Below are 14,912 nucleotides of genomic sequence, written 5' to 3'. Positions count from 1 at the left end.
TATTACACTAGCTTCACTAAGTAGAAGTTCTTCTTACCTCTTTGGATGAGCATATAGCGACTATTGAGAAGATCTTGCTCACTTGGGACGTATTGGAAATCTGTTACCTTCTCTCCATTGAGGCTCACACCTCCGCTCTGTATAAGCTTACGGAGCTCGCTATTGCTAGCAAAGAACTTGCACTCACCCACGAGCAGATCCATTAGTCCCATTTCTCCATTGACCTTTTCCCTCGCTACCTCTGCCATTGGCACGCCTTCAAAGACACTCAAGAATGTGCTTTCGTCTAGCTTATGCAGTGTCTCTACAGAAGAGCGACCGAATAGGATTTGAGATGCTTGTACTGCTGTCTCGTAGTCCTCTCTGGAGTGAACCATAACAGTTATCTCCTCTGCGAGCTTAGACTGTAATAGGCGCTTGTGTGGCTCCTCGGCATGTGCCTTCTCGAGTGCCTCGATCTCTTCCTTGGCTAGGCTGGTGAAGATACGGATAAACTTACCAGCATCTTCGTCCGAGACATTCATCCAGAATTGGTAGAACTTATATGGAGAAGTATAACGAGGGTCGAGCCAAACATTGCCGCTCTCGGTCTTGCCGAACTTAGTACCGTCAGCCTTCGTGATAAGTGGGCAAGTAATCGCAAATGCTTGACCATCTACTTTGCGGCGAATCAGCTCGCAGCCAGTAGTAATATTGCCCCACTGGTCAGAACCACCGAGCTGTACACGACACCCCTCATGCTCGTAGAGGTGGAGGTAATCGTAGCCCTGCAGGAGCTGGTATGAAAACTCTGTAAAAGAGAGACCATTGCTCCCTTCGCCAGCTATGCGCTTCTTCACAGAGTCCTTTGCCATCATATAATTGACGGTGATATGCTTACCGATGTCGCGAATGAAATTGAGGAAAGAGTAATCCTTCATCCAATCGTAGTTATTAACAAGGACAGCAGCATTTGGGGTATCACTCTCAAAGTCGAGGAACTTACTTAGTTGCTTTTTGATTGCCTCTTGATTGTGTCTCAAGGTTGGCTCATCTAGAAGATTACGCTCAGCAGACTTCATTGAGGGATCACCAATCATACCCGTAGCCCCACCTATTACGGCAATAGGGCGGTGACCCGACTGCTGGAAGTGTCTCAGCATCATCACTCCTACCAAGTGACCGATATGCAAAGAGTCGGCTGTAGGGTCTATTCCGAGATAACCAGAGGTTTGCCCTTTCATTAGCTCCTCCTCAGTCCCTGGCATGATAGTGTGAATCATCCCTCTCCACTCCAACTCTTTTACAAAATTCTTCTCCATAAATCTTGTCTGTAAACCTATATTATATCCAAACAGGTTACAAAGCTACCAAATTTACACCACTATGCGTGACTCGAATAAAAATAGTATCTTTGTATTGTATTTGAATAATAACCCTATAGATAGCAATAAGAAAGATGAGTAAGATTGTATCCAACCTGACCCCTAATGTATTCTTCGTAACAAAGGGGAGTGGAGAATCGGATCTGGAGCTACATGCTGGTTCATACCACATGGCACTCTATGATGCGGGTATCAATGACTACAATATCATGGTTTACTCCTCCATCCTTCCCAAGACTGCTCGTCTGGTAACTATGGATGAGATAGATCTCCCTCCATTTGGTTCGGAGATGAAGACTATCATGTCGGTATCACACGGTACTCAGGATGAGTTTGTATCGGCAGGTATCGTATATGCTTGGATGTATGCCGACGAAAACTTCGATGAGAAGATAGGTGGTCTTGTGTGCGAGGTAAATGGTCGCTACCGCATCGAGGAGCTAGAGGCTAGGCTCACTAGAGTAATCCTAGACCTTCACGATAAGACCTATAGCCAGTACTACCTAGGTGAGCTTAACTTCGTCACCGAAGGTATCACTATCGAGAAGCGCTATGGTACCGCACTTGTGAGTCTATGCTTCATGGACTTTGTACAAGCTGAGAGCACTATCGGAGAGTAATCTTGATATTACAATATGATAATGAGACCTAGCCCAAGTGGGATGGGGTCTCATTACTAATATAAGGAGGGACATAAATCTCACAAATTATCCCTACATTTGCGCACAAATATATACCACATATTAGATACTTGATATGAAAAAGATTCTTATGACTTTAACGCTTGCATCTATGGCGCTCAGTATTGGGGGCTGTAAGGAGGATGCGAAAAAGGAGACAACGACAGTCGAAGCTATCCCAGCGATTGATCTTACCGCAATGGATACCACTGTAATGCCCCAACAGGACTTCTACATGTATGCCAATGGTAATTGGATAGCAAATAATCCGCTTCCTGCTGGTTATGCTCGTTATGGCAGCTTCGATATGCTTAGGAAGAACGCTCTAGACGCTACAAAGGGTATCCTCGATGAGATGAAAGGCAACACCACTGCTGGTAGTGACGAAGAGAAGGCTTACAAACTGTACGAGATGAGCCTAGACACTGTTAAGCTAGATAATGACGGTGCTCAGCCTATCCTTGCTTACCTAAACGAAGTGGATGCCATCGATTCCAAAGATGCGCTTGTAGACTATATGGCAAAGAGTGGCAACTATGGGGAGTCTTACTTCTTTGGCGTATTCGTAATGGCAGACGAGAAGGATAGTAAGAACAATCTACTCCAGCTATTCCAGCCAGGTCTTATCATGGGCGTGCCAGACTATTATGCAGATAATGCAGACCTAGCTAAGCAGCAAGCAGACTATAAGACCTATGTTGCAAAGCTCTTTACCCTTACCGGCACTCCAGAGGCAGATGCTGAGACACTAGCTAGCAAGGTATACGACACAGAGAAGAGCCTTTCTAAAATCGTCTATACTATGCTAGAGCGTAGAGATAGCCAGCGTAATTACAATAAGATGAGCATGGAGGAGCTTTACAAGACCTTCAAGTTCCCTTACCAACGCTACTTCGAGGGACGCAATGGTCTATCTGCTGCTAAGGAGCTTAATGTAGCACAGAAGGATTACTTTCACCGCTTCGATAAGTGGTTTGAGACAACCTCGCTTGACGATCTAAAGGCACTTATCAAAGCTCAGATACTTGATGGCGGTGCCAACTACCTCAGCAAAGACTTCCGCGATGCTTCATTTGCTTTCCATAATACCTCTATGACAGGTGTTTCTGAGCAAAAGCCTCTATGGCAGACCGCTGTATCACGTGTAAACGACAACTTTGGCGATGTAGTTGCTCAGCGCTACGTGGCTAAGTATTTCCCTGCAGAGGCAAAGGAACGTATGATTACTCTAGTAGACAATCTGATTGCTTCTCTTGGTAATCGTATCGATAACCTAGCTTGGATGAGCGACGCCACAAAGAAAAAAGCACATGAAAAGCTAGACACCTTTATCGTAAAGGTAGGTTACCCTGATAAGTGGTGGACTTATGAGAAGGCTGAGCTAGTAGAGAGCTCTCTATATGAGTACATGCGAGCACTAGCTCTATTCGCTACGAACCGTAACCTTGAGGATCTCGGTAAGCCTGTAGACTTCGACCGCTGGCTGATGAACGCCCATGAGGTTAATGCCTATTACAACCCAACTACCAATGAAATCTGCTTCCCTGCAGGTATCCTACAGTCTCCATTCTTTAACCTCAATGCCGACGATGCTGTAAACTACGGTGGTATCGGTGTGGTTATTGGTCATGAGATGACTCACGGATTTGACGACCAAGGTAGCCAGTACGATGCTTATGGCAATATGGTTAACTGGTGGTCTGAGGAGGATGCAAAGACCTTCAATATGGCAACTAAGAAGTTGGCAGACCAGTTTGATAAGGTAATGATTCGCCCAGACCTCAAGGCTAATGGTCAGCTCACCCTTGGTGAGAACATCGCAGACCAAGGTGGTCTATTGGTAGCTTATGATGCACTAATGAGAGCTACAGAGGGTAAGGAGTATCCAGTGATTGACAACTTCACTATGGCACAGCGCTTCTTCATTGGTTACGCTCGTCTGTGGGGTCAGAATATCACTCCCGAGGAGGAAACTCGCCTCACCAAGGTAGACGTACACAGCCTTGGCAAGCTTAGGGTAAACCAAGCGCTTCGCAATATCCCAGCCTTCTACGAAGCATTTGACGTAAAGGAGGGAGACGCTATGTGGCTTGCTCCAGAGGAGCGAGTTATCGTTTGGTAATGCTTATTACCACTTAGTAAAAACTAGAGAGGTCTGTATCTTAGGGTGCAGACCTCTCTAATTATTTACCGAGGGTAGCAAAGTACCCAAACACCACCAAAGCCCTTTCCCAAAGCATAACCTATGGTAATCTCGCTATTATTGGGTATCTTTGCTGTAAGACAACAAGAAATGAATCTTTAGCTCAGTTGGTTTAGAGCACTACCTTGACAGGGTAGGGGTCGGCAGTTCGAGTCTGCCAAGGTTCACTCAAGCAAGAGAAGAGGCGGGTAGCAGACAATGATTGCCACCTGCCTCTCCTCTTTTTCTTTTCCATCAATGGCTCTTCTCTGGTATGTTTCTCTTAAAACTCCTACTTGGGGAATTATAGGACTTAAATGAATGTGTATTAGGTAGTGCGGTGGGAAAAGTGTAAATTTGCGTCTACGTAATATAAGGAATATATGGCAAGAAAAAAGAAAGCGCCCGTAATAGTAGAGGGAGTAAAGATAGAGAAGATGGCAGGCGAAGGTAAGTGTATCGGACACCTACCTGATGAGCGTGCGGTATTTGTCCCCTACTCTGCTCCGGGTGATATACTAAACATCCGCTTGGGCAGAAGCCGTAAAGCGTATGCAGAAGGGGTGATAGCGGATATTGTAGAACCATCGCCCGAGAGAGTGGAGCCTAGGTGCGAACACTTTACCATTTGTGGAGGCTGTAAGTGGCAACACCTCCCCTACTCTATGCAGCTGGAGGGGAAACAGCAACAAGTCTATGATCAGCTGGAGCGTATCGGACACCTTGCGATAGAGGATAAAAGACCGATACTCGGGGCAGAGCAAATATATAACTATCGCAATAAGCTTGAGTACACCTTCTCTAACCGCAGATGGCTGACTAGTGAGGAGTTGGATATGAATAACGATGAAGCCAACGTGCACTCTATGGATGGACTAGGGTTCCATATCCCAGGCATGTTCGACAAAGTACTGGACATCAAGGCGTGTCACCTACAAGGGGAGATCAGTAATCGCATCCGTCTATTTATCAAGGACTATTGCCAGAGTCACAAGGGGTATGAGTTTTACAACCTCCGCAACCACGAGGGCTTTATGCGCACGCTGATGATTAGGACGAGTTCTTTAGGAGAGCTGATGGTGGTGGTTGTATTCGCAAATGAAGCAGAAACTAAGCGCATAGCTCTACTCTCTGCTATTAGGGAGCAGTTTCCTGAAATCACCTCCCTGATGTATGTTATTAATACTAAGCTCAATGATTCGTTTGGCGACCTTGAGGTACTCCCATTCGCTGGGGAAGACCATATTTGGGAGGAAATGGAGGGGCTTAAGTACAAAATTGGGCCAAAGAGTTTTTACCAAACTAATAGTCGACAGGCTCTTCACCTCTATGAGCAAGTGAGGGAGCTAGCACAGCTTAAGGGAGATGAACTCGTCTATGACCTATACACTGGCACAGGTACCATTGCCTCTTTTGTCAGTCGTAACGCAAAAAAGGTCATCGGTATAGAGTATGTACCAGAAGCTATAGAGGATGCTCGAACCAATATGGCTGTAAATGGTTTAGATAATATGGAGTTCTTCGCTGGGGATATGAAAGATATCCTTACCGATGACTTCATAGCAGAGCACGGTCATCCAGACTTACTCATTACCGACCCACCAAGGGCTGGTATGCACGCTGATGTGGTGGCTACGATTCTGCGGACCGCTCCGAAACGTATCGTATACGTAAGCTGCAACCCTGCTACTCAGGCTCGAGATGTAGAGATGATGGCAGAGGATTATAATGTAATAGTGACACAGCCAGTGGATATGTTTCCACATACAAGCCATGTAGAGAATATCCTTCTCCTAGAGCGCAAGTGAAGCTGTGGCACAGTTATTGCCCAATAAACTTAGTGGACGTATAGTCCCTAAGCACTACGACTTAGAAAGTATAACATTAAATAGATAGAATTCTTGAAGACAAAGAATAGCACAACGACTGCTCTCGTAGAGACAATCGTGGAGGGAATAAGGGAGAAAAAAGGTAAGCATATTACCATACTAGACATGGGTGGAATAGATGATGCTTTCTGCGACTACATGGTAGTGGCAGAAGGCAATACTCCTACTCAGGTCAATGCGCTAGAGGACTCTGTATGGGATACCGTACAGAAAAAACTAGGGGACAAACCCATACATACCCATATAGGTGGCGGCGAGTGGATTGCTATGGACTATGTGGATGTAATGGTACATCTATTTGTGCCAGAGCAACGTAAATATTACGGGCTGGAGCAGATGTGGGCCGATGCCAAGCAAACATCCCTCCCCGATGAAGATTGATAGACTTGGTAATAAGGTAGCTAATACATGAGCAATAATAACTCAAAGAAGCAAATGCCCAATAATACCCCTCCACGTTTCCCCAAACGCAAGAGAGGAGGACTGGCATGGCTATATGCCCTCATGTTCCTTTCTATTATTGGAATATTTCTATTCTCCAGAAGTGATTCGGGAGAGAAAGTAGAGTGGAGTCGCTTCCAATCGATGCTCCAGAAAGATCTTTTCGAGGAGGTCACCGTTTACAGTACTCAAGGCAATGTCGTGGCAGTAGTAAAGAAGAAGGCTGAAAAGGAAGCCGAGAGCTATGGCATATCATCCAGCAGGAGCGAAGGAGCACGCACAGCTCTACTGCAAAGGGTTGAGATAGAGTCTCAGATTCCTGGTGCTAACGCATTCAACGACCTCTATCAAAGCATTATGGCTAGCGATAAGCCTATTGATGCCAAGGTCTCTTATGTCAATAGCTCCAATGGATTACTAACTGTACTACTCAACTTCCTACCCTTTGTCCTACTCATCCTTTTCTGGGTGTGGATGAGTCGTCGCATGATGAGTGGTGGCGGCAACTCTGGCGGAGGAGGTGGTATATTCAATGTAGGTAAGTCTAAGGCACAACTCTTCGACACAGAGAATAAGGTCAATGTAACCTTTAAAGATGTCGCTGGCTTGAGTGGGGCAAAGCAGGAGGTAGAAGAGATAGTACACTTCCTCAAGGAGCCTCAGAAATATACCGAGTTAGGTGGTAAGATACCCAAGGGCGCACTTCTAGTAGGGCCTCCTGGTACAGGTAAGACGTTACTAGCGAAGGCAGTAGCAGGAGAGGCTGGTGTACCTTTCTTCTCTCTCTCTGGTTCCGACTTCGTAGAGATGTTTGTGGGGGTTGGTGCATCACGAGTACGCGATCTATTTAAGAAAGCCAAGGAGAAGTCGCCTTGCATCATCTTTATCGATGAGATAGATGCTATAGGTAGAGCGCGAAGCAAGAATGCCGGGTTTAGTGGTAATGACGAGCGCGAGAATACCCTCAACCAACTACTCACAGAGATGGATGGCTTCGGAACCAATAGCGGTGTCATCATACTTGCCGCTACCAACCGAGTAGATATCCTAGACAAGGCCTTGCTCCGTGCGGGACGATTTGACCGCCAGATCAGTGTTGAGCTACCCGATGTACATGAGCGTAAAGAGATATTCCAGGTACACATGAGGGCTCTAAAGATGGACGAATCGGTAGATATCGATTTACTCGCTCGCCAGACCCCTGGTTTCTCTGGTGCGGATATCGCCAACGTATGTAACGAAGCCGCTCTACATGCAGCACGCTCCAATAAGAAGGTTATCCAAAGTAGCGACTTCATGAGCGCTATTGATAGGATTGTAGGTGGTCTGGAAAAGAAGACTAAGATTACTACTGAGGAGGAGAAGAAGGCTATCGCTATCCACGAAGCTGGGCACGCTACAGTAAGCTGGCTATTGGAGCATGCCAATCCGCTTATCAAGGTAACCATTGTACCCCGTGGACGCGCACTTGGTGCCGCTTGGTACCTACCTGAAGAACGACAGATTACGACTACAGAGCAATTGCTAGACGAGATGTGTGCTACTCTTGGAGGGCGTGCAGCTGAGTATATCACCTTCGGTAAGATATCTACTGGTGCAGCCAACGACCTCATGAAGGTGACACGTATGGCACAGGCTATGGTGACCTACTTTGGTATGAGTGAGAAGCTCCCGAACATCAACTATGAGGACAACCAGAACGAATATGGTTTCACTAAGCCATACAGTGAGGCAACCTCTAAACTCATCGATGAGGAAGTCCTTTCCATTATCAATACTCAGTATGAACGAGCTAAACAACTGCTTACTGAGCATAAGGAAGGGCATAAGGCTATTGCAGATCTCCTTTACTCTAGAGAGGTAATATTTACAGAGGATGTCGAGAAGATACTCGGCAAACGACCTTGGAAGTCTCGTGCAGATCAGCTACTAGAGAGCGAAAGAGCTGACAACGCAGAGAAGATCGAATCTGAGAGCACAGAGGAATAAGCCCTCCCAAATTGATATGAGGCATCGGGTATAGAAGTGTTCTATTCCCGATGCCTCTTTTATGTCATGGCTATATTATGTATCTTTGGAGGGAGTAATCATAATTAGTAACAATCACTATGTCGCCATACCTAATACTCGGACTACTTATTGGCTATTTTGTCCTGCTCTTTGGGGTCTCCTACTTTTCGGGGCGCAAAGCCAACAATGCAGGCTTCTTTGTAGGGAATAGACAAAACCACTGGCTCATTGTAGCCATTGCCACAATTGGTTCCACCATCAGTGGGGTCACCTTTGTATCTGTCCCTGGAATGGTCTCTGGGGCAGGCTTCTCCTACCTACAGATGGTTTTAGGCTTCGTAGTCGGACAAGCCGTCATCGCTTTCGTCCTATTACCACTTTTCTACCGGCTCAACCTCTTCTCCATCTACGAGTATCTCGACAAGCGATTTGGCATAAGTGCGTACAAGACAGGTGCATGGTTTTTCTTTATCGCCAAAATGCTCGGCGCCTCAGTTCGTATCTTTCTGGTTGTACTTACAATGCAACTATTAGTATTTGACCCACTCGGAAGCCCCTTCTTCATCAATGCCCTTCTTACGGTCTTCCTTGTCTACATCTATACTTTCTTCGGTGGTGTCAAGAGTGTCATAAGCACAGACGTACTCAAGTCTGTTTGCCTTATTCTCTCCGTAGTCCTCAGCATCTACTTTATCTCCGAGGCACTCCAACTCGAATTCGGGAGCTTCACCACTCTTGTCAAAGAGAGCGATATGAGCCGAGTATTCTTCTTAGATGATATTAATGATAAGCGCTTCTTTTGGAAACAATTCCTAGCTGGAGCCTTCACTATGATTGCGACCAACGGACTAGACCAAGACATGATGCAACGCAATCTCAGTTGCAAGAGCTACAAGGAGAGCCAGAAGAATGCAATGCTAAGTATCGCAATGCAGTTGGTGGTCATCACCCTCTTCCTGCTCCTTGGGCTACTCTTATACACCTATGCTGCTCAATTCAATATCGTCCTTCCTGCGAAAGGAGATGAAGTCTTCCCATTCATAGCTACTGGCAACTTCTTTCCAGTAGCCCTGGGTATCGTCTTTATTATTGGACTGATTGCCGCATCCTACTCCGCTGCGGGTTCAGCGCTCACTGCACTTACCACCTCATTTACTATCGATATTCTTGAGGGTAGATCCAAAAGCGAAAGTAACCTCACGAGGCTCCGTAAGCGTGTCCATATTCTTATGGCAGTCATCATGGCACTATGTATCTATGGCTTCAATATCGCCAATAGTACCTCCGTTATCGATGCTGTTTATATCCTTTCGAGCTATACTTATGGCCCGATACTGGGGATGTTTGCTTTTGGCATGATAAGCCATCGTCCAGTTCGAGACCGATGGGTACCAGTCGTAGCGATTCTCTCCCCTATCCTCTGCTTCATCCTCGATCACAACTCCGAAGCATGGTTTGGCGGCTACCGATTCAGCTACGAGATATTAATTATCAACGCCCTCTTCACCATAGTGGGGCTAGCAATGATTAGCAAGTCATATGAAACAGATACTACTCGCTGATAGTGGCTCGACCAAGACTACTTGGAGACTAGGCGCATTGGAACTACGTACCAAAGGTATCAACCCATACTTCACCACAACTACAGAGATCGTCGAACTACTCGAGAAAGAGCTATGCCCCCTCCTCCCTTCCAACACATTCGATGAAATCCACTTCTATGGGGCAGGATGCACCCCAGAAAAGTCTCCCATAGTCTCCTCAGCTCTTCACCAAGTGTTTATAGCACCAGTTATCTCTGTACAATCGGATATGCTCGGGGCTGCAAGGGCACTATGTCAACACCAGCCAGGCGTAGCATGTATACTCGGCACGGGTTCCAACTCCTGTAGCTACGATGGCGAGAATATGGTACAGAATGTATCGCCTCTCGGATATATCCTAGGGGACGAAGGCAGCGGAGCCGTATTAGGTAAGCTCTTCGTTGGCGCAGTATTGAAAAACCAAATGCCTCTTGGGCTTAAGGAACACTTTCTCGAGCACCACAACACCAATCCTGCCGAGCTTATCGACCGTGTCTACCGTCAACCACATCCCAATACCTACCTTGCCTCCTTCGCCCCTTATATAGCACAGCACCTCAATCTACCAGAGGTTTATCATCTGGTTGAAGATGCCTTCCGATGCTTTATTATTCGGAATGTACGACAATACCCTATTGCTTCGTCTACTTCAGTGCACTTTGTAGGTTCAGTCGCCTACCACTTTCAAGCGCCATTGCGCTCAGCATGTGCAAAAGAGCACATCACCATTGGCACCACCGCCAAAGAACCCATAGATGGACTCTATCAATACCATTACCCAATGAACGACTTTATCAAAATAACAGAGAGCTCCTCTCTATATAATAATCTTGAACACAAAGAAGTTGGAGAGATTCTCCGCGAGATCAATCAAGAAGACCATAAGATAGCCGATGCCGTAGCGCAGACGATTCCAGTCCTCCAGAGATTCGTAGAGCAAGCCCTTCCCCGTATAGAGAGAGGTGGGCGTATCTTCTATATAGGTGCTGGCACTAGCGGACGTCTTGGCGTACTAGATGCTTCAGAGATTCCTCCCACCTTTGGTATGCCACCGACTCTTTTCGTAGGGCTCATAGCTGGAGGGGATCACGCACTTCGACATCCGGTTGAGAATGCCGAGGATAGCAAGAATCAAGCTTGGGAAGACCTACAGCAACATAATATAGCTTCGAATGACACCCTTATAGGCATAGCTGCGAGCGGAACCACTCCATTCGTTATCGCAGGGCTACAGGAAGCTCGTAAGCGAGGTATTCTAACGGCTTGTATCACCTCCAATCCTGGAAGTCCTATTACCGAAGCAGCAGAATATGCAATAGTAACCATAGTCGGCCCGGAATATGTTACAGGTAGCTCTCGCATGAAATCGGGGACAGCACAGAAGATGGTACTCAATATGATATCCACCTCTCTAATGATCAAGATGGGACGAGTAGAGGGCAATAGGATGGTGAATATGCAGCTTAGCAATCAAAAACTCATCGATCGAGGCACACGCATGCTAGTAGAAGCTCTAGGTCTTACCTACACGGAAGCCCGTGAGCAACTCATACAGGCAGGCTCTGTTAGAGCTGTATTAGACAAGTATCAGATATAAATGACATTCCCTGTAAGATAATGATAAGGGGTGGATAGGTTGCGCTAACCTATTCACCCCTTACTATATATAATATGTATCCTCTATTACAAGAAGAAGATATAAGCAAGTGTACTTAGAGAGATTATCAACCACAGTGCTACACCTAGCAACATCGCCTTCACACCTACAGACTTCAGCACATCCAAAGATAATCCAGCTCCAATAAAGAATAGTGCTATATTCAGACCATGCTTAGAGATGCTGCTTACTACCTTACCAAACTGAGGGTAGTCCTGAAGAAGGAAAGTATTAATCAGCATAGCTAGTATAAAGAAGAAGATAAACTTTGGCACAGAAATCCTCTGGTCTTTCTTCTTGAATATCCAAGCCGTTACCAAGGCTAGTGGCATAATCCAAAGTGCTCTCGTTAGTTTCACGGTAGTCGCAATCCTAAGTGCCTCGTCACCGTAAGCTTCGCCTGCACCCACTACCGAACTGGTATCATGAATTGCAATTGCAGCCCAAAGACCGAAGTCGGCTTGGCTCATACCTATCGCTCTACCTATAGGCGGGAAGATAAAGAGTGCCACTGCATTAAGGATAAAAATCACACCAAGAGCCACAGACATCTGACCACTCTTAGCATCTACTACTGGTCCCACTGCAGCAATAGCGCTACCGCCACAGATAGCAGTACCCGAACTAATCAAGTAGCCAGTCTTATAGTCCACCTTAAATACATACTTTGCCAATAGCCATCCTAGTACCATTGTCCCAATCACAGAAGCAATGGTAAAGAGCATACCTTCTTTTCCCGACTCCAGCGAAGCATATAAATTCATTCCGAAACCAAGACCCACTACTGAGTACTGAAGTAAATACTTACTCATAGACTTATTGAGCTTCGGATTCACATTACCGAAGGTCAATGCAATGACCAAACCCATAAGAAGGGCTACAGGAGGGGTAATCCAACTACCGAGTCTCTCCAACCCAGGTATATATGTACATGCTAGTCCAAGTACGACTATTGCAATCAAAGTATAATAGATTATATGCTTATATCTTTCCATAACTTACAAATTAAGAGGGGTGACTCGTCATGAACTTGACAGCCACCCCTCAAATGTCTATACTCTAAAGAGACAAGTAATACAATTACTTACCCTCTAGCTTCTCACGTAGTTCTGCGAGTGCATCGATATCACCAAGGGTAGACTTCTCGGCCTGTGTAGCATCCTGACGGATAGCCTCACGAGTAGCCTGCTTTGCAGCACGCTCCTCTTGGCGAGCACCCTTCTCCTTATCCTCACGGATACGGCTGTGGCTTAGGATAATGCGCTTTGACTCGCTATTAAACTCAATAACCTTGAACTCTAAAGTCTCGCCCTGCTGAGCCTGAGAGCCATCCTCCTTAGTGAGGTGCTTAGGAGTAGCGAAGCCCTCAATACCATGAGGAAGCTCTACTACTGCACCACGATCAAGAAGCTCTACAATCTTACCCTCGTGGATAGTACCTACAGAGAATACACTACCTAGGTTCTCCCATGGGTCAGTCTCAGTCTGCTTGTGACCAAGGCTTAGACGGCGATTCTCCTTATCAATCTCAAGTACCATTACCTCGATTGGATCGCCAATCTTAGTAAACTCACTTGGATGCTTGATTCTCTTAGTCCAAGAAAGGTCGCTGATATGGATTAGACCATCAATACCATCCTCAAACTCTACGAAGATACCGAAGTTAGTGAAGTTACGAACCCTTGCTGTGTGGCGTGAACCTACTGGATACTGGTTCTCAATAGCCTCCCATGGATCTGGAGTAAGCTGCTTGATACCTAGGCTCATCTTACGCTCCTCACGGTCTAGAGTAAGGATCTGAGCCTCTACCTTTTCACCTACCTTTAGGATATCGTGTGGGCTACGTACGTGCTGAGTCCAAGACATCTCACTTACGTGGATAAGACCCTCAACACCTGGAAGCACCTCTACAAATGCACCATACTCAGTGATAACAACCACAGTACCCTCTACCTTGTCACCTACAGTGAGGTTCTCATCAAGGCTATCCCATGGATGTGGGGTAAGCTGCTTAAGACCAAGTGCGATACGATTGCGCTCCTCATCAAAGTCTAGGATAACCACATTGATCTTCTCGTCTAGGGTTACCACCTCCTCTGGAGTACGGATACGGCCCCAAGATAGGTCAGTGATGTGGATAAGACCATCTACACCACCAAGATCTATAAATGCACCATAAGGAACGATATTCTTGACAGTACCCTCAAGTACCTGACCCTTCTCAAGCTTAGAGATAATCTCAGACCTCTGAGCCTCTAGCTCCTCCTCGATCAGTGCCTTGTGTGATACCACTACATTCTTGTACTCCTCATTAACCTTGATGATACGGAATTCCATAGTCTTATCTACGAACTCATCAAAGTCACGGATAGGCTTAACATCGATCTGCGAACCTGGCAAGAAAGCCTCGATACCGAAGATCTCTACAATCATACCACCACGGGTACGATTCTTGATGTAACCCTTAACAACCTCCTGATTCTCCATAGCCTCATTGACACGCTCCCAAGCACGAGCAGCGCATGCCTTGCGGTGAGAAAGAATCAGCTGACCATCCTTATTCTCTTGTACCTCAACGAATACCTCTACCTCATCACCTACTGCTAGGTCTGGGTTGTAACGGAACTCATTAGCTGATACAACGCCAAAGGACTTAAAACCTACGTCGACAATCACTTCGCGCTTGCTGATAGACTTGATTGTACCCTTTACAATCTCGCCCTCAGATACTTCTCCCATAGTAGCAGCGTACTGCTCCTCCATCTTCTTGATGCTCTCGGGAGACTCCTCCGTAGCACGCTCGAAGCTGTCCCAATCGAAACCCTCAAGAGGCTTCACTTCTTCGTAGTAATTCTTCATTTAAAAACTGGTGAATAAAATAATGTTACTATCTCTATCCCAACCTCATAGGTCGAGACATCTCTCGAGCCATACACCCTCGGTTATCCTCCGGATATAGACTTCCGCAAAGATACAAAAAACTTTCAGTCCCACAATAAGTTACATTACTTTTTCATCAACACCCCATAACCAATATACATAACCAATAGATACGCCTCTATATACTCGCCAAAAATACTATGGCCTAGATTCCGCAAAGTGTGCT

Annotated in this window: 10 protein-coding genes and 1 tRNA gene; 8 read left to right on the top strand and 3 right to left on the bottom strand. The window is 46.1% G+C overall.

The window, feature by feature from the left end; all coding sequences use genetic code 11:
* Window positions 1–2: 2 nt before the first annotated feature.
* Entirely contained in the window at window positions 3–1,301 is a 1,299-nt protein-coding gene (tyrS, locus tag IX315_RS00655) for a tyrosine--tRNA ligase (RefSeq protein WP_018358848.1), read from the bottom strand.
* A gap of 137 nt (window positions 1,302–1,438) precedes the next feature.
* On the opposite strand from tyrS, the gene IX315_RS00650 reads away from it, so the two are divergent.
* From IX315_RS00650 to murQ, 8 genes are all read left to right on the top strand, one after another.
* Window positions 1,439–1,984 (top strand): pyruvoyl-dependent arginine decarboxylase, encoded by a 546-nt coding sequence (locus IX315_RS00650; protein ID WP_018358847.1) that lies wholly within the window; start codon window positions 1,439–1,441, stop codon window positions 1,982–1,984.
* Between the two features lie 136 nt (window positions 1,985–2,120).
* Window positions 2,121–4,166: a M13 family metallopeptidase gene (locus IX315_RS00645; protein WP_018358846.1), complete on the top strand. Its 2,046-nt coding sequence runs from the start codon at window positions 2,121–2,123 to the stop codon at window positions 4,164–4,166.
* A gap of 173 nt (window positions 4,167–4,339) precedes the next feature.
* Window positions 4,340–4,414, top strand: a tRNA-Val gene (locus IX315_RS00640).
* 195 nt (window positions 4,415–4,609) lie between these two features.
* The gene (gene rlmD, locus IX315_RS00635; RefSeq protein WP_018359123.1) at window positions 4,610–6,034 is read left to right on the top strand and encodes a 23S rRNA (uracil(1939)-C(5))-methyltransferase RlmD; all 1,425 of its coding nucleotides are present in this window, start codon (window positions 4,610–4,612) and stop codon (window positions 6,032–6,034) included.
* 93 nt (window positions 6,035–6,127) lie between these two features.
* On the top strand, window positions 6,128–6,496 hold the full coding sequence (rsfS, locus tag IX315_RS00630; RefSeq protein WP_018359124.1) for a ribosome silencing factor: 369 nt from the start codon (window positions 6,128–6,130) through the stop codon (window positions 6,494–6,496).
* A gap of 54 nt (window positions 6,497–6,550) precedes the next feature.
* Complete coding sequence (ftsH, locus tag IX315_RS00625) at window positions 6,551–8,545, top strand: ATP-dependent zinc metalloprotease FtsH (protein ID WP_244973044.1); 1,995 nt, start codon at window positions 6,551–6,553, stop codon at window positions 8,543–8,545.
* 119 nt (window positions 8,546–8,664) lie between these two features.
* The gene (locus IX315_RS00620; RefSeq protein ID WP_211642212.1) at window positions 8,665–10,128 is read left to right on the top strand and encodes a sodium:solute symporter; all 1,464 of its coding nucleotides are present in this window, start codon (window positions 8,665–8,667) and stop codon (window positions 10,126–10,128) included.
* An 802-nt stretch (window positions 10,129–10,930) separates the two neighbouring features.
* A complete protein-coding gene (gene murQ, locus IX315_RS00615) occupies window positions 10,931–11,746 on the top strand; it encodes an N-acetylmuramic acid 6-phosphate etherase (protein ID WP_134849865.1) in 816 nt (271 codons plus the stop codon).
* Window positions 11,747–11,832: 86 nt separating this feature from the next.
* Here murQ and IX315_RS00610 read toward each other — a convergent pair whose 3' ends face one another.
* Both IX315_RS00610 and rpsA read right to left on the bottom strand, forming a co-directional pair.
* A complete protein-coding gene (locus tag IX315_RS00610; protein WP_211636097.1) occupies window positions 11,833–12,801 on the bottom strand; it encodes a YeiH family protein in 969 nt (322 codons plus the stop codon).
* An 85-nt stretch (window positions 12,802–12,886) separates the two neighbouring features.
* Entirely contained in the window at window positions 12,887–14,665 is a 1,779-nt protein-coding gene (gene rpsA, locus IX315_RS00605; RefSeq protein ID WP_211636104.1) for a 30S ribosomal protein S1, read from the bottom strand.
* Between the last annotated feature and the right edge of the window lie 247 nt (window positions 14,666–14,912).

The sequence above is a fragment of the Porphyromonas levii genome, from assembly GCF_018206105.1.
Lineage (GTDB): Bacteria > Bacteroidota > Bacteroidia > Bacteroidales > Porphyromonadaceae > Porphyromonas_A > Porphyromonas_A levii.
Note: the sequence above shows the minus strand (reverse complement) of the source record. Positions and strands in the feature narration are given on the sequence as shown.